Annotated in this window: 24 protein-coding genes; 12 read left to right on the forward strand and 12 right to left on the reverse strand. The window is 61.6% G+C overall.

All coding sequences use genetic code 11. From position 1 onward, the window contains the following. Nucleotides 1–86: 86 nt before the first annotated feature. From KZO34_RS07685 to KZO34_RS07695, 3 genes are read right to left on the reverse strand one after another with little or no spacing between them, the layout of a single operon-like run. On the reverse strand, nucleotides 87–758 hold the full coding sequence (locus KZO34_RS07685; RefSeq protein WP_219475320.1) for an ABC transporter ATP-binding protein: 672 nt from the start codon (nucleotides 756–758) through the stop codon (nucleotides 87–89). Further along, nucleotides 751–1,521, reverse strand: coding sequence for an ABC transporter permease (locus KZO34_RS07690; protein ID WP_257900224.1), 771 nt, complete (start codon nucleotides 1,519–1,521; stop codon nucleotides 751–753). Before KZO34_RS07690 ends, KZO34_RS07685 begins: the two co-directional genes overlap by 8 nt. Before the next feature lie 17 nt (nucleotides 1,522–1,538). Further along, nucleotides 1,539–2,531, reverse strand: coding sequence for an ABC transporter substrate-binding protein (locus KZO34_RS07695; RefSeq protein WP_219475322.1), 993 nt, complete (start codon nucleotides 2,529–2,531; stop codon nucleotides 1,539–1,541). Nucleotides 2,532–2,796: 265 nt separating this feature from the next. On the opposite strand from KZO34_RS07695, the gene KZO34_RS07700 reads away from it, so the two are divergent. After that, nucleotides 2,797–3,474, forward strand: coding sequence for a response regulator transcription factor (locus KZO34_RS07700; protein WP_257900346.1), 678 nt, complete (start codon nucleotides 2,797–2,799; stop codon nucleotides 3,472–3,474). Between the two features lie 38 nt (nucleotides 3,475–3,512). On the opposite strand, the gene KZO34_RS07705 is transcribed toward KZO34_RS07700, so the two are convergent. The 4 genes from KZO34_RS07705 to KZO34_RS07720 all read right to left on the reverse strand — a co-directional run bounded on the left by KZO34_RS07705 (nucleotide 3,513) and on the right by KZO34_RS07720 (nucleotide 9,823). Continuing rightward, nucleotides 3,513–5,792 (reverse strand): NahK/ErcS family hybrid sensor histidine kinase/response regulator, encoded by a 2,280-nt coding sequence (locus tag KZO34_RS07705; RefSeq protein ID WP_219477237.1) that lies wholly within the window; start codon nucleotides 5,790–5,792, stop codon nucleotides 3,513–3,515. Further along, nucleotides 5,770–6,939 (reverse strand): nitric oxide-sensing protein NosP, encoded by a 1,170-nt coding sequence (gene nosP / locus KZO34_RS07710; protein WP_374706518.1) that lies wholly within the window; start codon nucleotides 6,937–6,939, stop codon nucleotides 5,770–5,772. Before nosP ends, KZO34_RS07705 begins: the two co-directional genes overlap by 23 nt. A gap of 202 nt (nucleotides 6,940–7,141) precedes the next feature. Further along, the gene (locus tag KZO34_RS07715; protein WP_219475329.1) at nucleotides 7,142–8,248 is read right to left on the reverse strand and encodes a porin; all 1,107 of its coding nucleotides are present in this window, start codon (nucleotides 8,246–8,248) and stop codon (nucleotides 7,142–7,144) included. Nucleotides 8,249–8,413: 165 nt separating this feature from the next. Next, nucleotides 8,414–9,823: a WS/DGAT domain-containing protein gene (locus tag KZO34_RS07720; protein ID WP_257900225.1), complete on the reverse strand. Its 1,410-nt coding sequence runs from the start codon at nucleotides 9,821–9,823 to the stop codon at nucleotides 8,414–8,416. A gap of 323 nt (nucleotides 9,824–10,146) precedes the next feature. On the opposite strand from KZO34_RS07720, the gene KZO34_RS07725 reads away from it, so the two are divergent. Then, complete coding sequence (locus KZO34_RS07725) at nucleotides 10,147–11,070, forward strand: alpha/beta hydrolase (protein WP_219475336.1); 924 nt, start codon at nucleotides 10,147–10,149, stop codon at nucleotides 11,068–11,070. Nucleotides 11,071–11,149: 79 nt separating this feature from the next. Then, complete coding sequence (locus KZO34_RS07730; protein WP_219475339.1) at nucleotides 11,150–11,899, forward strand: FFLEELY motif protein; 750 nt, start codon at nucleotides 11,150–11,152, stop codon at nucleotides 11,897–11,899. An 18-nt stretch (nucleotides 11,900–11,917) separates the two neighbouring features. Here KZO34_RS07730 and KZO34_RS07735 read toward each other — a convergent pair whose 3' ends face one another. Continuing rightward, nucleotides 11,918–12,196 (reverse strand): polyhydroxyalkanoic acid system family protein, encoded by a 279-nt coding sequence (locus KZO34_RS07735; RefSeq protein ID WP_219475342.1) that lies wholly within the window; start codon nucleotides 12,194–12,196, stop codon nucleotides 11,918–11,920. 126 nt (nucleotides 12,197–12,322) lie between these two features. On the opposite strand from KZO34_RS07735, the gene ubiE reads away from it, so the two are divergent. The 9 genes from ubiE to KZO34_RS07780 all read left to right on the forward strand — a co-directional run bounded on the left by ubiE (nucleotide 12,323) and on the right by KZO34_RS07780 (nucleotide 18,499). Continuing rightward, nucleotides 12,323–13,114, forward strand: coding sequence for a bifunctional demethylmenaquinone methyltransferase/2-methoxy-6-polyprenyl-1,4-benzoquinol methylase UbiE (ubiE, locus tag KZO34_RS07740; RefSeq protein WP_219475344.1), 792 nt, complete (start codon nucleotides 12,323–12,325; stop codon nucleotides 13,112–13,114). After that, nucleotides 13,114–13,755 (forward strand): ubiquinone biosynthesis accessory factor UbiJ, encoded by a 642-nt coding sequence (locus KZO34_RS07745; RefSeq protein WP_219475347.1) that lies wholly within the window; start codon nucleotides 13,114–13,116, stop codon nucleotides 13,753–13,755. The genes ubiE and KZO34_RS07745 overlap by 1 nt, the downstream gene beginning before the upstream one ends. Continuing rightward, nucleotides 13,752–15,395, forward strand: a complete 1,644-nt coding sequence (ubiB, locus tag KZO34_RS07750) for a ubiquinone biosynthesis regulatory protein kinase UbiB (RefSeq protein ID WP_219475350.1) — start codon at nucleotides 13,752–13,754, stop codon at nucleotides 15,393–15,395. The genes KZO34_RS07745 and ubiB overlap by 4 nt, the downstream gene beginning before the upstream one ends. A gap of 27 nt (nucleotides 15,396–15,422) precedes the next feature. Beyond that, entirely contained in the window at nucleotides 15,423–15,839 is a 417-nt protein-coding gene (gene hisI, locus KZO34_RS07755) for a phosphoribosyl-AMP cyclohydrolase (RefSeq protein ID WP_219475353.1), read from the forward strand. Nucleotides 15,840–15,851: 12 nt separating this feature from the next. Further along, nucleotides 15,852–16,181, forward strand: coding sequence for a phosphoribosyl-ATP diphosphatase (locus tag KZO34_RS07760; RefSeq protein WP_219475357.1), 330 nt, complete (start codon nucleotides 15,852–15,854; stop codon nucleotides 16,179–16,181). A gap of 89 nt (nucleotides 16,182–16,270) precedes the next feature. Next, nucleotides 16,271–16,507 carry a Sec-independent protein translocase subunit TatA gene (gene tatA / locus KZO34_RS07765; protein WP_219475359.1) on the forward strand — a complete coding sequence of 79 codons (237 nt, stop codon included), beginning with the start codon at nucleotides 16,271–16,273 and terminating at the stop codon, nucleotides 16,505–16,507. Nucleotides 16,508–16,518: 11 nt separating this feature from the next. Next, nucleotides 16,519–17,001, forward strand: coding sequence for a Sec-independent protein translocase protein TatB (gene tatB / locus KZO34_RS07770; RefSeq protein ID WP_219475362.1), 483 nt, complete (start codon nucleotides 16,519–16,521; stop codon nucleotides 16,999–17,001). Continuing rightward, nucleotides 16,998–17,783, forward strand: a complete 786-nt coding sequence (gene tatC / locus KZO34_RS07775; RefSeq protein WP_219475364.1) for a twin-arginine translocase subunit TatC — start codon at nucleotides 16,998–17,000, stop codon at nucleotides 17,781–17,783. Before tatB ends, tatC begins: the two co-directional genes overlap by 4 nt. Further along, a complete protein-coding gene (locus KZO34_RS07780) occupies nucleotides 17,780–18,499 on the forward strand; it encodes a 16S rRNA (uracil(1498)-N(3))-methyltransferase (protein ID WP_219475368.1) in 720 nt (239 codons plus the stop codon). The genes tatC and KZO34_RS07780 overlap by 4 nt, the downstream gene beginning before the upstream one ends. A gap of 1 nt (nucleotide 18,500) precedes the next feature. Here KZO34_RS07780 and KZO34_RS07785 read toward each other — a convergent pair whose 3' ends face one another. The 4 genes from KZO34_RS07785 to pepP are packed head-to-tail and all read right to left on the reverse strand — an operon-like array spanning nucleotide 18,501 to nucleotide 23,275. After that, nucleotides 18,501–19,415: a DUF808 domain-containing protein gene (locus KZO34_RS07785; protein ID WP_219475370.1), complete on the reverse strand. Its 915-nt coding sequence runs from the start codon at nucleotides 19,413–19,415 to the stop codon at nucleotides 18,501–18,503. Between the two features lie 39 nt (nucleotides 19,416–19,454). Beyond that, nucleotides 19,455–20,678 carry an FAD-dependent monooxygenase gene (locus KZO34_RS07790; protein WP_219475373.1) on the reverse strand — a complete coding sequence of 408 codons (1,224 nt, stop codon included), beginning with the start codon at nucleotides 20,676–20,678 and terminating at the stop codon, nucleotides 19,455–19,457. Continuing rightward, nucleotides 20,671–21,951, reverse strand: a complete 1,281-nt coding sequence (gene ubiH / locus KZO34_RS07795) for a 2-octaprenyl-6-methoxyphenyl hydroxylase (protein ID WP_219475375.1) — start codon at nucleotides 21,949–21,951, stop codon at nucleotides 20,671–20,673. Before ubiH ends, KZO34_RS07790 begins: the two co-directional genes overlap by 8 nt. Before the next feature lie 4 nt (nucleotides 21,952–21,955). Continuing rightward, nucleotides 21,956–23,275 (reverse strand): Xaa-Pro aminopeptidase, encoded by a 1,320-nt coding sequence (gene pepP / locus KZO34_RS07800; RefSeq protein WP_219475378.1) that lies wholly within the window; start codon nucleotides 23,273–23,275, stop codon nucleotides 21,956–21,958. Nucleotides 23,276–23,280: the final 5 nt, after the last annotated feature.

Below are 23,280 nucleotides of genomic sequence, written 5' to 3' on the forward strand. Positions count from 1 at the left end.
TAGCGGAGCTCAAGCGCCACAGGGGTGTGCCGCAAGGAGCGGGTTTTGGAAAGCCGTATCCACCAATTGCCTGGCACGGAGTCAGGTCAGGAGTCCAAGGGCTCAGGCTTTCTCAGCTGGCAAAGTATGTCATCGACCAAACCCGGCTCGCTCACTACGTCGTCCCACTGCAATCGCGCCGGCGAGCCGTCGAGGTACCACAGCCGGTTGGCCAGGATTTCCGCATCGGTACCATCGTGGGTGACGCAGATCATCGCCATGCCGGGCCGGGCATCGAGAATTCCGGCAATCAGGTTTTTCAGTTCGCCCGCCATCACCGGGTCCAGTGATGCAAACGGCTCGTCCAGCAACAGCAGATCGGGTTCGACCGCCAGACAACGTGCCAGGGCGGCTCGCCTCGCCATGCCCAGGGACAGTTGGTCGGGCAGGTACTGCCCGTACCCCGCCAGGCCGACCTGTTCCAGCAGAGCATCGGCCTTCTGGCTGCTGGCGCCCGCCAGCTGGAGGTTCGCGTTCAGGGTTCGCCAGGGTAGCAGGCGGTGTTCCTGAAACAGGTAACCAACCCGCAGGGAGTCGCGACCGATGACGGCTTCATTCGGCACGGATTTATCCAGTCCGGCAATGACGTTCAACAGGGTCGTCTTGCCAATACCGGACGGGCCCAGCAGGCAGATCCGATCCCCCCGCTCCACATCGGCGAAGATCTCCCCAAGCACCGGCTGGCCGTATTCGCGACCTGCAATTCTGAGTTCAAGCATGGGCGGCCTCCGGCTGGCGCCAGCGGCTGGAGCGCCGTTCCAACGGCTGCAGAATGACCAGTTCGATCAATTGGACCACGGCGATGAACGCCAGACTGTAGGCCAGGATGGCGGCCACGTCGAAAACCTGAAACGCCATGTGCAGCTGGAAACCGATGCCGCTCGAGCGGCCCAGCAACTCGACCACCAGGACAATTTTCCAGATCAGCGCCAGGCCGCCGCGGGTGGCGGCCATCAGGTAAGGAAAAAGCTGGGGCACCCAAACTTCTCGGAACCTCTGCCAGCGGGATAACCGGTAGACGGTAGCCATTTCCTCCAGCCTGAAATCGAGGCTGCGGGCACCTTCACGGACGGTGACGGCAACGTTGGGGACCTTATTGATCACCACGGCCACTACCGCGGCCACTTCCACCAGCCCGAACCAGACGTACATGAGGATGATAGTGACCAGGGCCGGCAGGTTCAGCAGCATAACCAGCAGGGGATCAAACAGGGCGTTGGTCAGGGGCGAACGGCCCATGGCAATCCCGATCAAAGTTCCCAGGAACGTGGCCAGCACAAACGCGACGAGCACCCGCCGCAGGGTGGCACCCAGATGCTGCCACAAGGCTCCGGACCCGGCTTCGCGGACGAGCGTATCCAGCACCTCGGCCGGGGCTGGCAGCAGCGGCGACTGGATCAGCCCGGCGGCCGCAGCCCACAACACCAGGACCGACGGCAGCACGACCCAGTAGCTCCAGAGCGGAGGCCGGCTTCGGCGCAAGGACCCAGTCCCGGCGCTCACGGTCCACCCCGGTGGAACAGGGTCTCCGGCATCAACGTCTTCGATTCCGCACCGGTCAACACCAGCAGCTTTCTCAGATCGGCGACCCGTTGATCGGTCAGGGGTTCGGGCGTCCCGGCGATGAAACCGGTCCGCAGTGCTTCAAACACCCCCGGATCGGCCGTGCGCATCAATGGCCGCATGCGGCGCCAATAGTCGGGTTGTTCTGTGAGTTCGGCTTTCGCCTCAGCAACGGAACGGGCAAAGCCGTTAATCAGCTCAGTATTCTCGCTGGCCCAAGGCTCCGGAAAAACGTATCCGAGCACGGGCAGATCGCTGTCCAGTTCCATGGCCGTGAGCAGATCCTCCATGCCGAAGGCCGAACGCCAACCGCCCTCGCCCTTCAGACGGGCGGCAAAATGCCAGTAGGTGACGATGGCATCCACCTGCCCTCGCCTCAGGGCCTGGCTGAGCAAAGGGGGCGCCGCGTACTGCACCTCGGTGGCATCACTCAGATCCAGACCCTGCCGTTCGGCCACCTTCTGCAACAGGATCCAGCCCTTGCTGTCCGGGCCACCGGCCACACCCACCCGTAACCCTTCAAGGTCACTGACTGATGTGACTGGTGACTGCTCAGCCACGACAATGTCGCCGATGCTGGAGGAGAAAGGTACATACAGGAAGGCACTGCCGGCCTGATACCGTGACTGAGCCCAGAGCAGGTCAGCCACCGCACCGTTGACCGTGCCGCTGGTCACGGCCAGGTGGGATGCCGGCAGGTTCGCCACGGGCCTGATTGCCAGGGTGTAGTCATGCCGGCGATCCAGCTGCCGGTCGACGATGTGGCTCAGCTCCCAGTGCGCGGTGCCAAACTGCAGCACACTCACGGACAGCGTTGGCAGGGGTGCGCCCTGGTCGGCATCGACCGTCGGCAGCCAGAGCTGGAACAGGACAAGTGCGGCGCAAATCACATGCCGGCGAAATCCGCGTTTTTGTAGGTATCGGTTCATTTCTCCACCATACGAACCCCGCCGCCGGGCAAGAATAGTACTTTGGTGCCTGTTTTTTGGTGCGATGGTCGCATTCACCCGGCGGCCGGTATCGCGTGTAATGAAACCATCATAAAAATAACCAGAGGTCTGGCGAGACCACGCCACCCCTTCTGCACTGGAGGCCGCCATGCTGAACGAGCCCGATGCCGCACTCTCATCCGAAACCCGCTATCATGAGTCGGAAACGCACCTCGATAACGACAACAAACAGGTAGATGTAGTCATGGAGCCGGCGTACAAGATCCTGATTGCCGACGACCACCCGCTGTTTCGCGAAGCCATCAGCAGTGTCATTGCTTCCGGCTTTGAGGGCAGTGAGATTGTCGAGACCGACGATCTGGACAGCGCCCTGGAAATCACCCGGGCGAACGATGACCTGGACCTGATTCTGCTGGATCTGAACATGCCGGGCATGCACGGCCTGAACGGTCTGATCACCCTGCGCAACGAAGCCCCCACCATTCCCGTGGTGATCGTCTCCGCCGAGGAAGACAAACAGGTGGTGTTGCAGGCCATCACTTACGGCGCCGTCGGCTTTATCACCAAGTCGTCGCCCCGGGCACAGATGACCGAGGCCATCCAGCAGATTCTCAACGGTAACGTGTACCTGCCTTCGGACATCATCCGAACCGGCAAGGAAAGCAGTCATCGCAGGAACCGCAATGACGGCAACCCGATCTCGCCGGAACTTCTGAACTCCCTGACCCGGCGGCAACTGCTGGTGCTGGAACGGATGTCGAAGGGCGAATCCAACAAGCAGATCGCCTATAACCTCAACATCGCGGAGACCACGGTCAAGGCCCACGTTTCGGCAATTCTGCGAAAGCTGGGTGTGCACAACCGTGTGCAGGCCATCCTCTCGGCCAGTGATGTGGATTTCAGCCAGTATCTGAAGCGCTAGTCGGCGGGAGCAAGAAACACCGGGTCAGCCCGGTTTTTTTATGCCTGGGCAGGACCCGAACCGCCGATCAGGTGATTCAGGGTACTGCGAAGCTTGAGTGGCTTCACCGGCTTGTTCATCAGCAGGTGGCCGAGCCCCCGGATGTGGTGTTTCAGCTCGTTGGTGTAATTGGCGGTGATCATGATCACCGGTGCCGGACAGGACCGGCGACCATTGATAGTCGCCACCACATCCACGCCCGTTTCCTCGTTATCCAGATGGTAATCCGCGAGGATCAGGTCCACCGGGCTGCTGGCCGGATCCAGCTGGCGTTCGAGATCCGCCAGCGAAACCGCGGTAATGACCTGACAGTCCCAACCCTCCAGCAGCGTCTGCATGCCGCGGCAGATGGCATGGTCGTTGTCGATCACCCAGATACGGGCGCCGCCCAGCCCCGAATCCAGCATGGCGACCCGGCCATCATCACCGGACGGTCGCCGGGGCTGGAGCCTGCCAAGGGGCACCCGGACACTGAACACAGATCCCCGACCCTCGGCAGAGGAGACCCGAACCTCATGCCCCAGCATCCGGGAAATTTTATCGACAATCGCCAGGCCCAGGCCCAGACCCTTGTCTGGCTGGGACCCGGATGGGCGGATTCGTTTGAACTCCTGGAAAATCTCGGTGAGCTTGTCTTCTGGGATCCCGGGGCCGGTATCCCAGACCTGCAACAGCACATGATCACTTCGACGGCGGCAGCCCAGCAGGATACGCCCGGAACCGGTGTACCGGATGGCGTTGGTCAGAAAATTGCGAAGAATGCGCGCCAGCAACTGAGAATCCGACTCTACCACCACCGATGACGGCACGAAGTCCAGCTCCAGGCCCTCGGCCACCGCCATCTGGCGGAACTCCCGGGCAATGTTGTTGAGCAGGTCCCGAAGATCGAAGGCGGTGACATCGGGCTTGATCACGCCGGCGTCCAGCTTGGAAATATCCACCAGGGTACCCAGCAGGTTTTCGACGTCATCAAGGGAGGTACTGACCGAGCGCACCAGGCTTTCCGCCTTGGGTCCGAAGGACTGCTCCAGCAGGGCACTGGTGAACAGCCGGGCGGCGTTCAGCGGCTGCAGCAGATCGTGGCTGACCGCGGCCAGGAATTTGGTCTTGGACAGGTTGGCCCGTTCCGCCTCGAGTTTGGCGTCCCGCAGCCGGGCCTCCACCGCCGCACGCTCGTCGATTTCCTGACGTAACTGGCTGTTCAGGCCCGTCAGGGCAGCCGTGCGTTCTTTCACCCGCCGTTCCAGGTGATCGTAGGCCTGTTCCAGCGCCAGAGCGGTCTTGCGCCGGTCGGTAATGTCGCGGATCAGCACGAAGAAGCCGGTAATAACATCGTCGGCGTCATGATTGGGCACGTAGGAACGCAGCATGTAGCGGATGTCGCCCTGCTCTCCGGTCTCCTCGAATTCGAAGGTAACGCTTTGCCCGGCCAGCGCCTGGTGCACCTGTGGCAGCAGCCGCTGATAAAGACCGGGGGCATGGACCTCGTCCAGCCGTTTGCCGAGCGGCGATTCGCCGTTGCGGCCGTACCAGGACTCGTAGACCTTGTTGCAGAACTGCACCGTCATGTCGGCGCCGACGTAGGCGATCAATGCCGGTACATGGTCGGTCACCACGCGGATCCAGCGTTCACTTTCTTCCAGCGCCTTGATCCGGCGCGCCATTTCACTGTTCTTGACGTCGGTGATGTCGGAATAGAGCACCACCAGTCCACCCTCGCGGGTTGGCCGCTCGGTCATCTGGACCCAGCGGTCGTTGGCCAGCAGGAACACCACGCCCTCGGAGTCCGGATGGCTGTGTTCCTCCTGAATCAGGCCCGAGGTCAAGGCCTGGGTCTTCACTTCGGTGATGGACGTACCGGCTCCGGGCGGTGCCAGGCTGGCGTGGCGCCAGTAGCTGCGGAAGCGGCTGTTGCTTTGGATCAGGCGATGCTGATGGTCAAACAGGACGAAGCCGTCGGCAATGCTCTCAATCGCATCGCTCAGGCGTTGACGGGTGGTTTCCGCCTCTTCCCGGGCGCGGTTCAGCGCCTTGTTGCTGCCCTTGAGCTCTTCCATGGCCTGGTTCAGGGCCTCGGTGCGTTCCCGCACCTGCTCCGCCAGCACCACCGAATGCTCAAACGCAGCGTAGGGCTCGGGTTTGTGGGCCGAGCCGGACTCTACCCGCTCGATCAGGGCATCCCGGATTTTCCGCAGGCGTTCGTTCTCCGCCTCCAGGGCCGCGATGCGGTCCTCCTTGAGCGTCTCGGGGCTGTTCTCAGCGGGGTGCGGAATGGACATCAGGTTCGCCAATGACAACCCCCGTAAACGTCTGGTTGATGTGCATGCCGTCAAACTGCTCGCCATAGGTATTGAAGCCGATCACCCTGTGGTGGCGCAGAAACTCCGAAACGGCGTCTACCTCTCCGGTAAGCTCTGCCTCGAGGCGACGCAGGAAACAGTCACAGCCAATGGTTACCAGGGGTGGTCCCACCACCCGCTCGGACGCCTCGATCTGTGTGCGAACGCTGTCCAGCAGTGATTCCGGTTCCATCGCGGTCATTACGATGCCAGTCTCAACGGCACAGTAGAACGTCAGGCTCTTGTCGGGGTTCACACGCTGGATGGATCGGACGAAGTAGTGCCCGCCAATCTTTACGCCCATCGGACGAAGCGCAAACATCTTGCGATCCAGGGCGTCCACCTCGACGCCGACCGCCCGGGCATAGGCATCGGCGGCGGGCTCGGCGTTGAGTTCGAACACCGTACGGCTCTCGGCGCAGGCATCGGTCACCACCAGCTTCTGACTGCGCTCGACCATGTGGTGGGTGGAGAACACGCGGAAATCCAGCGGAGTGTTGACCAGCAAGACGGTCGCCGCGCCCGTGTGGAACTGCCCATCGTAGAACACATGGGTATTGGCCAGGCGTTCATCGTCGCCAGCGGACCCACCAAACTGGGGGATGGTGCCCAGCGCCGCATTGAGAGTAGCCAGTACCAGCTCTTCGCGACTGGACAGGCCGTCCAGAAGGGTGATGGCAAAGGTATTGCCCTTCACCGGGGCCAGTCGCGCGTCCCGACAGGTGTTCAGGAGTCCGTCGATGACGCCCTGCGCGTCCTGCAGCGTGAACTGGTCCAGCTCCCGGATGAGCGCGCAGTCGATGGCGAAATAGCGCCGGTCGAAACCGATGGCCGTGATGCAGCCCCGGCCATACCCCTCCGGGGTAATTTCCCCGGCCGAGGTACAACCGCAGACACGGACACCGCGAAACTCATGCTCCAGGGCGATACCCAGGCGACCAAGATCGTACTCCGCGGAACAGAAAAAGAGGACACAGCCGAGGTGATCGTGATTGAGCTGGCTGGCGAGGTTGCTGGCTGCCAGCATCGGATCCCGTACACTGGCACTGGCCACCCGCACGGCGGGCTGGGTCGTTGCTGGCTTCATAAAGGCTGGCTTCGGAAATGAATGATTCCTTTCCGATTCTACGGCATCCGTACAGGCAGCCAATGCGACTTCAGTGCTTTTAATAGGCGCGCCAAAATGATCGTAAGCCATTGATTTTAAAATCTCCCGAATCAATGCCAAGTGACGCGGCCGGTTCCATCCCTGGCAAACCGGCACTTTAGTCTTAGTCAGGCGCCCAGGGTCAGAAAGTAACGATGGCACCCAATGCAAGGGTATCGATCTCGGCCGCGTCTGCGCCGGTCGATTTGGTGGCTTGCTCGAACATGTTGTATTCGGCCACCAGCTTGAAGTTGCTGTTCACATCGTGGAACACCGCCAAGGAGGTGTTTTCGGTCTCGAAGTCAGCCTGGTCGGAATCCGTTTCGCCATAGGACAGCACGAACCGGTTGGCACCCAGGGTATAGGAGCCCTGAACCAGGTAGCCGTCGGCATCCTCTTCCGCCAGCGGTGCCGCCGTATCGGTGATCAGTACCGGCACATCGCCTTCCGAGGTGAAGCCGGAAGCGGTCAGGGAGAAACCGGCAACGGCAGCCCGGACACCGTAACCAAGCCCGGTTGAGTCAACGGAGGTGGTGGCATTCTCGGACTTCTGCGAACGGCCATTGACCCAACCGGTCAGTGCCACGCCACTCAGATCGGCACTGTAAGCGACTTCGGCCTCGAGCCGGGGCGCGGATTGCTCGGACTGGGCGCCAGGGGTTGTGTTGGCAGGTTCGAAGATACCGGCCGCCACGTTCAGGCCGCCCAGATCCGGGGTCCGGTAGGTGATCTGAGCAGACGGGTTCGGGTAGGGGTAGCCGGTGCGGATGTTGCCGAAGGAAACCCCAGTCGGCGCACCCGGCGAGCCGAAGCCCATCAGGATTTCATCCAGGAAGATGTTGGACCGCGCGTACAGGCCAAAGTCCTTACCGATCAGCACCTGGCCAAAGGAGCCGTCCACCGTGGCGTATAGCTGGCGAACATCAATCGCGGTGTCGGTGGGCGATTGCAGGCTGTCATTGATCGTTGACCAGAAGGACGAGCGTCCACCCATGGTCAGATCGCCTACTTCCTTACTGAAGTTGAAGCCGATGGTGTTGGGGAGGAATCCCATTTTGACGTCTGAGTTACGGGTGTCGGCCAGCTTGTCGTCGCGGTTCACATAGAACGCGTTGAAGTAACCGTCTACAGAAAAGGACGTGCCGTCCTGATTGTAGACTTCAACCGCTGCATGGGCACCGGCACTGGCGCCCAAGGCGGCGGCCATCGCAATCGCCAGGCCTGACTTTCTGAAATTGTTGTTGTTCATACTTCCCCCGGTTGTTTTTGGAAATCGGGGTACCGGGATATCCGGCAGCCCCAGGCGTGGTCTGTCGCCTGAATTCCATGGTCGGGGAAGGACAAGTGCGGGGAAATGCGCCAAGGGAGCAGGTTTTCTGCTCAATTGGGAGGCATCAGAAACAGAACTTTGGGATTACGACCAACCCGGGAAGCGCTGAAGTTCGCTCAGGCAGTCGGCAAGGAAATCGGCAGGGTCGGCCATGATGGCCTCGTCCGCCACCACACCGAACTGGATCTGGCCGGCATAGCTGACAATGCTGACACCCAGGCCGATGTCCCCGGCCTGGGGCACCCAGAACATCTGCTCGGTGATGCGGCAGCCGGCAATGTACCGGGCCTCGGGCGTGCCCGGAACATTCGAGACCACCGCACTGGCCTTGCGGTAGAACACGTCCGCCACCGGCTGTCGCCAGGGTTCGGGGATGGCCGAGGCAGTCGCCGCCAGGCCCCAGGCAATGCCCGGTTGCCAGCTCTTTTTCAGGCGCCGGGTTTCATGCTTGATACGGTAAAGACGCTCAAGCGGGCTTTCGCCATCCACCGGCAGGGGCACAAATACAGTGCCGAAGTAGTTGCCCAGGGTTCCCGGCTCGGGTTGCAGATCATCCGGGAGCCGGGAACGAATATCCACAGGCACAGCCGCATGCAGCACCGCATCGTCAAGCGCGTCGCCTGCAATTCCAAGCCGGGAACGAACCGCGGCGGCGACACAGCTGAGCAACACGTCGTTGATGGTCACATTGGTGGCGCGGGCGACCGACTGGAAGTGATCCAGCGCCACCGGCTCTGACCAGCGACACTGCCGCCGACCCAGCAGAGGGCGTTTCAGGTCGGAGGGGCTGTCTTCCGGCTCCACCAGAAACTCGCTGACTTCATGCACCAGCTTGAGGCTCTTCTGGGCCGCGCGCTCCAGCCACCACCCGGCCGACTGACCCTGGCCGGTATCCCGGGGGGCCGGACCGGCCTCGCCGATGGAGCCTTCCTGCGCCGCTTCACTCGCGACCAGCTGCGCCAGCCACGCCGTCGCGGCGGCGGTCCACCGCGAAAGCTCAGCGGTTTCCGAGGCGCCATAGATGGCAGGGTGCTGTTGCGGTGAGGGTGGGCAGAGCCGCTCAAAAACCCCCAGCAGGGACAGACCGTCGGCGTAACAGTGGTGCATCCGCAGCAGCAGCGCCGCGCCGCCTTCAGCATTGGGCGCCAACCAGAACTTCCAGCGTGGCCGATACAGAGCGAGAGGCTGATTCAGCCGGGCCGAAACCCACTCCTGCAGCTCGTCCGGGGTAAAGCGGTCAAGCACCACGTCCAGGTGGTGCTTGAGATCGAACACCGGGTCCGGTTCCCACCACCATGCCGGGGCTCGCTTGACCGGCAGGAACCGGAAGCGTTCCCAGGCCATCCAGTAAACCCGCAGGAACTCCCTGAAGCGGGGCGCGGTCAGTCCATCTACCCGCAACATGACCGTGATGGTCATTGGATTTTCCGGTTTTTCCAGGGCCAGCCACGCTGAATCCGCAGGCAGCAGGAGATGCGATTGCTCGTGACTCAAAACCTGGACGTCCCCGGTGGATGGTGAAGATACGTAAAAACCGAACTCCGCATTGTGCCAGACAAGCCGCACCGTCTCCATATAAGGAGCTTGTGCACAGCATTACAAAAAATTACCTGTGAACAACTGTTCAGATCTATACTCGTTATAAGCCTTGATGCAATGGTTATGAACACCGCTGAACTGGCATCGATTGGCCCTGGTGGAGCGTAAATAAGTTAATCAGTGCCAATAAATGCGTAACCGGTTCGGGGTACAACAGGGTCACCAGCAGGTTCCAACGTCAACAACAAGCCATTGCAGCGCTGGTTAGGAGAGCCATCATGAAAGCGAGCCACGTTCGCAAACTGATCAAGCCCATCGAGAATGCCTACTCGGAGATGTTCTCCGGCCGGGTCTATCGGGTGGGTAAAGGCGCCGTTTCGGTTCGTAATCACAGCGGCAAGGCGGAACAGACCGTTGTCGGCGTCCACGGCTTTCTGGAAAACCACTGCTACTTTACCCAGGCCTACGAGGGACCGACCACCGAACTGATCCTGCTCACCTGCAGCAACTACCACATACCGGTCAACGGCGTGACCCCCGAAACCCCGACCTGGGAGGTGCCGATCAAGCACCTGGAAGGCACCATTGAGTACGACGCCTGCATCCTGAACCAGGCCCTGGCGAACCTGCCCAGCACCCGTAATATCCGGGTTCATGGTCATTCCCGCGGCGGCGCAGTAATCCTGGAAGCCATGAAACAGTGGCCGGAACTCTACGAGGACATTGAAGTGGTGCTGGAGGCTCCGGTACTGCCCCAGGGAAAACTCCATGCCCTGGTGACAACATTACTGGAACCGGTCAGTCACGGAATGTGGCCCTGGCTGATTCGTCTGATCAACACAGCCCCGTCCTCGGCATACGGCCAGACTTTCTTCGGCAAGATGAACCCGCGCAAGAAACAGCTGCTCAGCAAGCTGTTCTCGGCCACCCAGGACCACCTCACCATCGTCCGCAATATCGAGAACATCATGGACTGGATGGCTCGCACGGATCCCAGCGTGTACAACCACGTCCGTCATGGCACCTTCCTGATCCCGGCTGTGGACCGGATTCTGGACCGGACGGCCATGCTGGCCAGTGCCCGCCAGAGCCCAACCACCATGCGCATTGTCGAGACCGAGGCGCCCAGTCACTTCATCACCCTGGACAGCAAGGAATGGGTGCCCGGCTTCGAAACCCTGCCGGCGACCGCCCAGGGCTAGTGTTCTGCCAGCCAACCTCCGTTAAACTACCCGGTCTTCAACCGGGCCTTGCCCCTCAGGTTTAACGGAGTTAACCACCATGTACCGTGAGCGCCTTGTCGCCACCGAGGTCTCATCCAACAGCGCCCGCCGGCTTCAGCGCCTGCTGCTGGAGTACCACGATTTCCGACAGCACAAGGCCGCACACCCGTTACTGGACCACACCTTCAGGGTTGCCGACTGGCAGGCCCAACGGCTGAAAGCCACTCATCGTGACCTGTACGAGCACCCCGGCTACCACACCGGTCTGGAATTCCTGCTGACCGATCTGTACGCGCCCGCAGCCATGACGCACCGGGACGACAACATCGACCGGGTGTTTCCGAAAATGGTGAAGTGGCTGCCGGACCACCTGCTGGGCACCCTTGCCGGCCTGGTGGAACTGAACCTGATTACCCAGCGCCTCGACCTGGAACTCGCCGAACGACTCCACCGGCGGCAGATTGCGGCGGAGGCACTGACGGTCGAAGACTATTGTCAGGCGTTTCGTGAGAGCGAACAGCTGGCGTTGCGCAAACGCCAGATCGATCTGGTGGCCGAGGTTGGCCTGCAACTGGACCGGTACGTGCGCAACCGCACCCTGGGCTGGCTCTTGACCATGACCCGAACACCGGCGGAAATGGCGGGCCTGACCGACCTGCACAGTTTCCTGCACCGGGGCTTCAGTGCGTTTCGCAGGATGGACGACGTCGAGTTGCTGATTGAGCGGCTGGTCACCCGGGAACGCCGGGTCATGGAACACATCCTGAGCGACCACCCGGAGCCATTCCAGCTGCCGGGCGACCTGTGATGGAACCGTGTGCCGGGATCAGACCTTGATGATCTGATCCAGCTGGGAGTGGATTTCCTGCTCGATGCGGGACTTGAACGGCCGGAGCATCATGCCCAGCTCCAGGTGGATATGCAGGTCCGCATGACTGAGATTAAGCTGGCCTTTGACGCCGCTGCGCTTGAACTTGAGCACATCCCCTTCCCACTGGTAGTTCACATCGAACTGCTGTGACAGGTCCTTCGCCAGGGTTTCCGCGGCTTCGCGGGCGTGTTCCTTGTCCAGGCTGTGCGGACGGTGTACATCAATGACAGACATAGTTCAGCTTTCTCTCGGAAAATGATCGGTTTTATAGTTTAGGGTGGTATTAAACTTGCCGCCACCCTTGTAGCAACCCCGCCAGCCGTTAGAATACGGGGTTCAGATTCAGACAGGATTTCTCTCATGAGCGAGCAGCAACCGTCGGCCAATCAGGCCCAGACCAGTCAGGGCCCGGATGACGTCACCCATTTCGGCTTTCGCGATGTCCCCAAGAGCCAGAAGGCGAGCCAGGTGGCGGAGGTATTCCACAGCGTGGCCGGCAAGTACGACCTCATGAACGACCTGATGTCCATGGGCATCCACCGTCTGTGGAAACGCTTTACCATTGAGCTGTCTGGCGTTCGACCGGGTCACCAGGTGCTCGACATCGCCGGCGGTACCGGGGACCTGACCATGAAGTTTTCCGATCTGGTGGGCCCGTCGGGCAAGGTGGTCCTGGCCGACATCAATGCGTCCATGTTGCAGGTCGGGCGCGGGCGCCTGATTGATCGTGGCTACGCCGGCAACATTGAATACGTTCAGGCCGACGCCGAACACTTGCCGTTCCCGGACAACAACTTCAATGCCGTGTCCATCGCCTTCGGCCTGCGCAACGTGACCGACAAGGATCAGGCCCTGAGGGACATGGCCCGGACGCTCAAACCCGGCGGCAAGTTGATGGTGCTGGAGTTTTCCAAGCCCACCAATCCGCTGCTGAGCAAGGCCTACGACACCTATTCCTTCACCGCCCTGCCGCTGATGGGCCAGCTGATCGCCGGCGACAGCGACAGCTACAAGTACCTGGCCGAGTCCATTCGGATGCACCCGGATCAGGACACCCTGAAGGGAATGATGGAGAACGCCGGACTGGTGAACTGCAAGTACTACAACATGACCGGCGGCATCGTTGCCCTGCACGTGGGAATCAAGCCCTGATGTTTCCCGGCCCGACCCTGCTTGCCGGCGTTACCGCCATCATCGAGGGCGCGCTGAACCATGCCCTTGAACTGGATCCGGCCGGCCGGCGGGCCTTGCTGGGCGCATTGGACGGCCCGGTACAGATCAATCTGACCGCACCACTGCCGCTCACGTACTCCCTGCATGGCTCCGGGCACCGGGTCCGGGTCGGTAGTCAGGCAGTGGATTCACCGGCCCTGGAAATCAGCGGCAAACCCATCGCCTTTGCTGCCCTGGCCACCGGTGATGACCGGGTGTTCAGTGACGGCCGACTGACGATTGTTGGCGACACCGCCCTTGCCCACCAGCTGCAACGGGCACTGAACCAGCTTGACCCGGACTGGGAAGCGGCCATGGCCCGTCATATTGGCGATGTGCCCGCCCACTTTCTGGGCCAGCGCATTCGCGGCGCCGTCAAGTGGAGCCGTCAGGCCTTTAACTCCCTCAACGCCAATGTGGAAGAGTATGTGCACGAGGAAAGTCGCAGCCTTCCCGGGCGCCGGGAACTGGAAGCAACCTTTGAGGACATTGACGACCTCAGCCTTCGCACCGAGCGCCTGGAAGCTCGCATAGACCACCTCGAAAACCGCGCCACCCCTGACGAACGGGAGAATCCGTGACCCGCCTGCGACGCCTGTTCCGAATTGCCTGGGTATTCTGCCGCTACCGGCTGGACACGTTTTTACCCCTGGCGGAACTGCCCCCGCCTCTGAAGGTGTTCTTCCTGCTGGCACCCTGGCACCTGTTCCCGAAACCCAAGCTGAGTCGGGGAGATCGTCTGCGGCTGGCGCTGGAGGAGCTTGGCCCGGTGTTCGTCAAGTTTGGCCAGATCCTGTCGACCCGTCGCGACCTGCTGCCGGACGACATGGCCGAATCCCTGAAGAACCTCCAGGACCGGGTGCCGCCGTTCCCCAGCCATGTTGCCCGGGAAATCATCGAAACGTCCCTGGGCGCGCCGGTGGCGGACCTGTTCATGGAGTTCACGCCAGACCCCATGGCCTCGGCATCCGTTGCCCAGGTACACGCAGCCACCCTGCGCAATGGCCAGCAGGTGGTGGTAAAGGTCTTGCGCCCCGGCATCGAGCGGGTGATCCGCCAGGATCTGGCGCTGATGTATCTGATGGCGGGCCTGCTGGAGAAGTACTGGTCCGAGGGCAAACGCCTGCACCCGGTGGAGGTGGTCGCAGACTACGACGCCACCATCCACGATGAACTCGACCTGCAGCGGGAGGCCGCCAACGCCAGTCAGCTGCGCCGTAACTTCGAGAACTCGTCACTGATCTACATTCCCTTTATCGACTGGGACTACACCCGCAAGTCGGTGCTGGTCATGGAACGCATTCACGGCATCCCCATCGCCGATGTGCCCGCCCTGGAGGCCGCCGGCGTCAACATGAAGGTGCTGGCCGAGAAAGGAGTCGAGATCTTCTTTACCCAGGTGTTCCGGGACAGTTTTTTCCACGCCGACATGCATCCGGGCAATATTTTTGTCGACGTCTCCAACCCCGCCGATCCGAAGTACATCGCCATCGATTTCGGCATCGTCGGTACGCTGGCGCCGGACGACCAGAGCTACCTCGCCCGCAACCTGCTGGCCTTTTTCCGGCGGGATTACCGGCAGGTCGCCCAGTTGCACATCCAATCCGGCTGGGTCCCGCCGGATACTCGGGTGAACGAATTCGAGGCCGCCATCCGCACCGTGTGCGAACCGATCTTCGAGAAACCGCTGAAGGACATTTCCTTCGGCCATTTCCTGTTACGCCTGTTCCAGACCGCCCGCCGCTTCAACATGGAAGTACAGCCGCAGCTGGTGCTACTGCAGAAAACCCTGCTGAATGTGGAAGGTCTGGGGCGTCAACTGTACCCTGAGCTGGATCTGTGGAGCACCGCGCAGCCGTTCCTGGAGAGCTGGATGCGCCGCCGCATTGGCCCCTCCGGGCTGATCAAATCGCTGCAGACCCACCTGCCCTCCTGGCTGGAGCAATCCCCGGAAATGCCGCAGTTGGTGCACGATGCACTCCTGCAGCTGCGGGAAGCCGGTCCCACCGAGCAACAGAATCAGGCTACACTGGAGTTGCTGCGGGAACAGCAGGTTCGTTCGGATCGTCGCTGGCGCCACGGACTGGCGGTCATCATTCTGGTCGCGGCCGCTGTCATCGGTACCCAACCCGAGGCTCAGGCCTGGGTCGAGCGCGTGCCGCTCTGGAGCTGGGCGCTGTTTGCCGCGGCCGGTGGTCTGGTACTGCGCGGCAGTCGGTAACTGAAAACGCATTCAGGATTCACAGAAATGAAAGATTCATCCGATAACGTCGACAACCCTGACTGGCTGGGCGCCATTCGCTGGACCGCCGATGGTCTGGTTCCGGCCATTGCCCAGGACGCCGCCACCGGTGACATCCTGATGATGGCCTGGATGAACCGGGAGTCCCTGCGCCTGACCGCCGAGGAGGGCCACGCGGTGTACTGGTCGCGCTCCCGTGGCAAGCTCTGGCGCAAGGGCGAAACCTCGGGCCACCAGCAGGTGGTGAAGGACATTCGCCTCGATTGCGACGAAGACGTAATCCTGCTGAAGGTTGAGCAGAAAGGCGGCATTGCCTGCCATACTGGTCGGCGCAGCTGCTTTTACCGGACACTGAAAGAGGGCCGTTGGACCAGCGTTGAGCCGGTCATCAAGGACCCCGATGCCATTTACGGCGGCAACTGAGGAGCACCCAAGGTGAGTGATGTACTGAAACAGCTGGCACTGGTACTGGAAGAGCGAAAACAGGCGGATCCAGACACATCCTATGTCGCCAGCCTGCATGCCAAAGGGCTCAACAAGATTCTTGAGAAGGTCGGCGAGGAGTGCACCGAAACCCTACTGGCCGCAAAGGACGCTGAACACACTGGCGACACCAGGGACGTGGTCTACGAGACGGCAGACCTCTGGTTTCACAGTATGGTGATGCTGTCCCGACTGGGCCTAGGCCCGGGCGACGTGATTGATGAACTTGCCCGTCGCTTTGACCTGTCAGGTCTTGAGGAAAAGGCTGCCCGGAGTAAGTAACCGGCACCTACCTCATTGGAGGGTTACCGCCCAACAACCAGTTAACGTACACTACAACAAAGCAGCAACATTAAAACGAGGGTCCCGTGATGGGTATCAGTATCTGGCAACTTTTGATCGTACTGGGCATTGTGATTCTGTTATTCGGAACCAAGAAACTGCGCAATATCGGCAGTGATCTGGGCGGTGCCATCCGCGGCTTCAAGAAGTCCATGAACGATGAGGACAACAAGGCGGCGGATCAGGATTCCCTGCAGGAAAAGACCGACGCCCAGAGCCAGCAGGCCGAGACTGAAGAAAAGCCACGGGACAAGTCCCACAGCTGAGACCTGGCTGAATGTTCGATATCGGCTTTCTTGAGCTGCTGATCTGCGGCGTCATCGCACTGCTGGTGCTCGGGCCCGAGCGCCTGCCTACTGCCGCCCGCGCTGCCGGGCGGTGGATCGGTGGTGCCCGGCGCATGGTCAGCCAGTTCACCTCGGAACTGGACCGCCAGCTCAAGGCCGAGGAGCTTCGGGAAGAGCTTCGCAAGGCCGGCGATGTCGGCCTGGATGACGTCCAGAAAACCGTGCGCGGGGCTCTGGATGAAGCCAAGCGCTACGAGCACATGATCCTGCCCGAGGACGAGACCCGAAAGCCGCGCCCGGCACCGGCAACCCGACGGGTCGCCGAACAGGGCACCGGAGCCACAGCGGACGAAACCGCACAGGCGTCATCGCTGGATTCCGCCAGCCAAGGCTTCGAACCTAACAATCACACCGAGCCGGAGGGCAATCACCAACCCGGCTCCGAGCAAGGCCCGTCGGATAACCGTTCATGACTTCAAAGCCAGACGGCAACCAGATGTCCCCGGAACACCAGGAAATGCCCCTGATCGAGCATTTGCTGGAATTGCGCAACCGTCTGCTGAAGATGGTCCTGGCGGTGGTCATCTGCTTCGCCGCCATCTATCCGTTTGCCAACGAACTCTATCTCTGGCTGTCGGAACCGATCCGGTCACTACTGCCGATCGGACAGACCATGATCGCCACCGACGTTACCTCGCCCTTCTTCGCCCCCCTGAAGCTGGCGCTCGTGCTGTCGGTCTTCGTGGCCATACCCGTCATTCTGTACCAGCTCTGGAGCTTCGTCGCGCCCGGCCTGTATGCCCATGAAAAGCGCCTGGCGTTTCCCCTGCTGTTCACCTCGGTCCTGCTGTTCTACGCCGGCGCCGCCTTTGCCTACTACGTGGTTTTCCCCCTGGTGTTTGGCTTCTTCACCGCCATCGGCCCGGAGGGCATTGTCGAACTGCCGGACATCAGCAGCTACCTGAACTTCGTACTGAAAATGTTCTTTGCCTTTGGTGTGGCCTTCGAGATTCCCATTGCCACTGTGCTGCTGATCCTCACTGGCGCCACGACCCCGCAGGACCTGGCTGCCAAACGTCCCTATGTGGTGGTCGCCTGCTTTATCATTGGCATGCTGCTGACGCCGCCGGACATCATTTCCCAGACGCTGCTGGCCGTGCCCATGTGGATTCTGTTTGAGTTCGGGATTATTTTCGGGCGTCTGGCCAAGCGCGAAACGGCCGAACCGGAATCCGACGAGCCTGCCGGCGAATGAACCTGGCGTTGCTGTTCGAGGAAGACTTTACCAGTGCAGACCGGGCCCGGCTGACCGGTCGACGGCTAGCTCACCTGCATTCGGTCATACGGGTCAGCACCGGAGACTGTATTCCCGTCGGTCGGGTCGACGGCAAGATCGGCACCGGCGAGGTACTGAGTCTGACCGACACCGAAGCCGAGTTGCGGGTCGCGTTTGACCAGACGCCACCGGCTGCCCTGCCCCTGACCCTCATACTCGCGATGCCCCGACCCAAGATGTTCCGCCGGGTCCTGCAAACCTGCGCAACGCTGGGCGTCAAGGACATCTGGCTGATCAACAGCTACAAGGTCGAGAAAAGCTTCTGGCAGACGCCCTGGCTATCCGAGGACAACCTGCGGGAAAACCTGACCCTGGGGCTGGAACAGGCCCGGGACACGGTCATGCCCCGGGTCCACATCCGCAAGCTGTTCAAACCGTTTGTGGAAGATGAGCTGCCGGCCCTGCTGGCGGGCAAGCAGGCGCTGGTCGCCCACCCGGGTACCGATACCCCCTGCCCCACGCACCTGAACCGGCCCACCGCTCTGTGCATCGGACCGGAAGGGGGCTTCACCCCCTACGAGGTTGGCAAGCTTGAAGAGGCCGGCTGCGATGCCGTCCACCTGGGGGCGCGTATTTTGCGCGTGGAGACAGCGGTACCGGTTCTGGTCAGCCGACTCTTTGACGCCTGCCTCTGAGTCAGGCCGAGCGCGCCGCCCAGAGTTTCTGTAACGGGGTGATCACCGCCACCAGCACAGCACCTGCCACCACGCCAAAGAGACCATTGGACAGGGTCGGGATCAGCGCCTCCGCCACGCCACCAAAGCCCTCGGCAAAGTGGTGAATGGCCTCGTAAACCGGCGGTAGACCGTGGGTGAGAATGCCACCACCGACCAGGAACATGGCGATGGTGCCGAGAATCGACAGGGTTTTCATCATGTAGGGCGCAAGCCAGAGTATCCCCCGCCCGATTTTCTGTGCCACCTCACTGTCCTTCTGGCTCAGATACAGGCCACCGTCGTCCAGCTTTACGATGCCCGCGACGAGGCCGTAGACACCAACGGTAATCATGATCGCCACCACCGAGAGCACCAGGAACTGCATACCGATGCCCTGGCCAGTGACGGTGCCCAGGGTAATGGCGATAATCTCGGCGGACAGGATAAAGTCGGTGCGAATCGCCCCTTTGATCTTATCCTTCTCCAGCGCCTTCATATCAACGTCGGGGTTCTTCAGTGCCTCGTGCAACTCGCTCTTGTTAGTCTCATCGTCCTGCCGATGCAGGAACTTGTGAGCCAGCTTCTCAAACCCTTCGAAACACAGAAAAGCGCCGCCCAGCATCAGCAGCGGAGTCACCAGCCAGGGCACAAAAAAACTGATGGCCAGGGCGGCCGGCACCAGAATCGCCTTGTTGAGCATGGAGCCCTTCGCCACTGCCCACACCACGGGAAGTTCCCGGGCGGGCTTGACCCCCGTCACCTGTTGGGCGTTAAGGGCGAGATCGTCCCCAAGCACACCCGCGGTTTTCTTGGTGGCGGTTTTCGTCATCAGGGAGACATCGTCGAGAATGGTGGCGATGTCATCGATGAGCGCAAGCAGGCTACTTCCAGCCATGGTCGGATTTCCTTAACGTGTGAATTCAGGCCCTGGCCTTCAGCGGCTCAGCCCCATGGCTTCGGCGGCCAGTCGATGCTTGATCGGACCAAGGCCGTCCAGCCATCTCATTCCGGTATTCCTCAGCCACCGCAGCGGCAATTCATCCCGCGCGAACAGTTGCTTGAACCCTTCCATTGCCGCCATCATGGCCAGGTTCTCAGCCTTGCGGCGGCGCTGGTAACGGGCAAGGACCAGAGGTTCAGCAGGGCTCAGGCCGGCGCTGTGGGCCCGGGACAGCTCGTCCTGTAACGCTCGGACATCGCCATAGCCGAGGTTGGCCCCCTGCCCCGCCAACGGATGTATCGTGTGGGCCGCATCACCCACCAGCGCAAACCCGGGGGCGACATAATCCTTGGCATGGCGCTGGCGCAGCGGGAAGGCGAACCGACGGGAGACTGACTCCACGGCGCCCATTTGCCTTTCAATGGACGCTTCCAGCTCCGCAACAAATTGAACATCGTCCAGCGCCATCAGCCGCCGGGCTTCGTCGGTATCCTGGGACCAGACAATGGAACAGAAATGCTCGTCGCCCGATTCCGACAGCAGTGGCAGAAACGCCAGCGGACCGGTTGGCGAAAACCGCTGCCAGGCGGTAAACCGATGGCTCTGGGCGGTCTTGACGGTGCAGACGATGGCCTGTTGATCGTAGTCCCATTCCCGGGTGGGCAGGCCCACCCACTGTCGCAGGCGTGAATTTGCACCATCGGCGGCCACCACCAGTTGGGCGCCCAGCCGATGACCATCCGCCAGCTCAACGCCTCGCTGGTCGCCATCCTGCCACCACCCGGTCACCTTGACCCCGTCGATCAACGCCACGTCACTGGCGTCCAGCGCACCAAACAGGGCCCGGACAATGGTCCGGTTTTCCACGATCGTACCGAGAGCCCGGGCCTGAAGCTCGGCGGCCTCAAAGTGAATGCGACCGGTACCCTCGCCATCCCAAACGTTCATATTCTGGTACGGGCAATGGCGGTCTTTGACCACCGCCCGCCAGATACCCAGATTCTCCAGCAACTGCTGGCTGGCCACAGAAATGGCGCTCACCCGGGGCTCGAAACCGTCCACGTCTTCAGCGGGGCACGGCCTCTCAACCAATGAGGCGCGGTCACTGCCCTCGACCAGGCCGACCCGCCACCCCTGCCGGGACAGACCCAGGGCCAGGGCGGAACCGATCATGCCACCGCCCACCACCAGAATATCGAACGTCCGGATGTTACTCATGCCCTGCCGGCTCCCCACGTGCGCCCCCGGGTTTGTTGATAACCGCCCGGCGCCCGCCAATCCCCATGGCCTTCCGGGCAAACCAGCGTTTTGCGCCTGGCAGCAGATCGAGCCCCACCAGCCCGGCATCGCGGGCTGCCGCCACCGGCGCCAGAGACTGGCCAAAAATTCGGATCAATGAGTCCGAAAACTGCACCGTCTGCTGCCAGTCCTCGCGATGGAGCCGCTGGTAACGGTGCAGAACCCGGAGATCTCCCAACGACTGGCCCTGCTCGGCTGCCAATCGGAACTGCTCCACCAGTGTCATCAAGCCCCGCAGCGCCAGGTTAAAGCCCTGGCCAGCTACCGGATGCAGGGCGTGGGCGGCATTGCCGACCAGCGCCACACCCGGCCGGACGGGCTCATCAACGGTGATCAACTTCAGTGGATAATGACTGCATTCACCCATTCGTGTGAAGCGGCCGAGCCGCCAGCCAAAGCGCTCCTGCAACCATTGGCACCGATGTGACTCGGACAACCCGAGCACCTCATCAAGGGCCTCATCAGAAAGAGTCCAGACCAGCGCCGACTGGTGGCCGGCGCGGTTTGCCGCGCCGTGGGGAAGGAGCGCCATGGGGCCGGCGTCGGTAAACCGCTCGAAGGCGGTGAACTGGTGGCTGTCACCGGTCGAAACGTTGGCGATCAGCGCGTTCTGACCGTAACTGTGATTGCGGGTCTGAAATCCCAGGGTTTCACGCAGTCCGGACCGGCCACCGTCAGCGACCACCAGGCACTGGGCAGTCAGGCTCTGGGTTTCGGTACCGGTTTTCAGGGCCACGCGAACGCCCGACGCCTGGGGTGTCATATCGACCACTTCCGCCGGGGCCTTCCACTGCACCCCGGTTTCCAGCAGTTCGCGCATCAGGCACAAGCCCATCCAGCGGTTGTCGGCGACATAGCCGAGGGCTTCCTGGCCATGGTCTTTGGCATTGAGGCGAGTGGCGCCGAATCGTCCCCGGTCCGACACATGAATGTGACGGATCGGCGTGGCGTGTTCCGACAATCGGGACCACAGCCCCAACTCTTCGAAGATCAGCCTCGAGCCCCAGGCCAGGGCGGTCGAGCGGGCGTCGTAGCTGGGCTGATAGTCTTCCGGAAGGGCGTCGGCCGACAGGGGAAAGGCCTCGACGACCGTGACCCTCAGCCCGGGAACCACGCGCGACAGGGCCAGGGCCAGGGTGGCTCCGGCCAGGCCACCACCGGCAATGATCAGGTCGGTATCGAAGCGGCTCACCGTCTCAGTCCGCCATCAACGCTTCAATGTCGGGGATGGTCTTGGGCACACCATCGGTCAGCACCCGGCAACCTTCTTTGGTCACGACCACGTCATCCTCGATGCGGATTCCAATGCCGCGCCACTTTTCATCGACACCGGTGTTGTCCGGCGCAATATACAGGCCCGGTTCGACCGTCAGCGCCATGCCCGGCTCCAGCAAACGCCAGGCCTCGCCGACCTTGTAGTCCCCGACATCATGGACATCCAGACCAAGCCAATGCCCGGTCCGGTGCATGAAGAAAGGCTTGTAGGACTCTTTGGCAATGGCGTCGTCCAGGGTTCCCGACAGCAGGCCCAGATCAATCAGGCCCTGGGTCAGCACCCGGAGCGCCGCCTCATGAGGGTGGTTCCAGTGGTTGCCCGGCCGCACCGCATCGATGGCCTCGTACTGCGCCGCCAGCACCACCTCGTAGAGAGCCCGCTGCTCAGCGCTGAACTTGCCGCTGACCGGGAAGGTCCGGGTGATATCCGAGGCGTAGCATTCGTATTCGCAGCCGGCGTCGATCAGGACCAGATCCCCCTCTTTCAACGGTGCACTGTTCTCAATGTAATGCAGGATGCAGCCGTTGGCACCACCACCCACGATGGACGGGTAGGCGGTGGAGCGGGCGCCATGATCCATGAACGTGTGGATCAGTTCCGCCTCCAGATTGTATTCACAGCCACCCTTGCGGGCGCGTTTCATGGCCCGGCAATGCGCCTCGGCGCTGATTTCGCCGGCCTTGGCCATGACCTTGATTTCATTGGCACTCTTGAACAGACGCAGGTCGTGCAGGAAGTGCTCCAGGGAGACAAACTCTCCGGGCGGGTGGGCACCGCTGCGCACCTTGCTGCGGATGGTTTTGACCCATCCCATCACCTTGCTGTCGAACTGCTGATCCTTGCCGAGGGGGTAGTAAACCCGGCTGCGGCCTTCAATCATGCCCGGCAGGATGTCGTCGATATCGGAAATCGGGAAGGCATCATCCAGGCCAAAGCGCTCAATGGCGCCTTCCGGACCGACCAGGAAGCCATCCCAGAGCTCCTTCTCGGGATTTCGTTCCTTGCAGAACAGCACCGATTCGCCGTGCTCTCGACCGGGGATCAGGGCCAGCACCGCCTCGGGCTCGCCAAAGCCGGTGAGGTATTGAAAATCGCTGTCCTGTCGAAACGGATGCAGCACGTCACGATTGCGCACGCGCTCCGGCGCCGCCGGGATAATGGCGATACTGTCTGGTGCCATGCGCTCCATCAACCTGCGACGGCGCTCGGCAAATTCCTTAACGGGTATCATGGACGACATAAACT

The sequence above is a fragment of the Marinobacter sp. F4206 genome, assembly GCF_019392195.1.
Taxonomy (GTDB): domain Bacteria; phylum Pseudomonadota; class Gammaproteobacteria; order Pseudomonadales; family Oleiphilaceae; genus Marinobacter.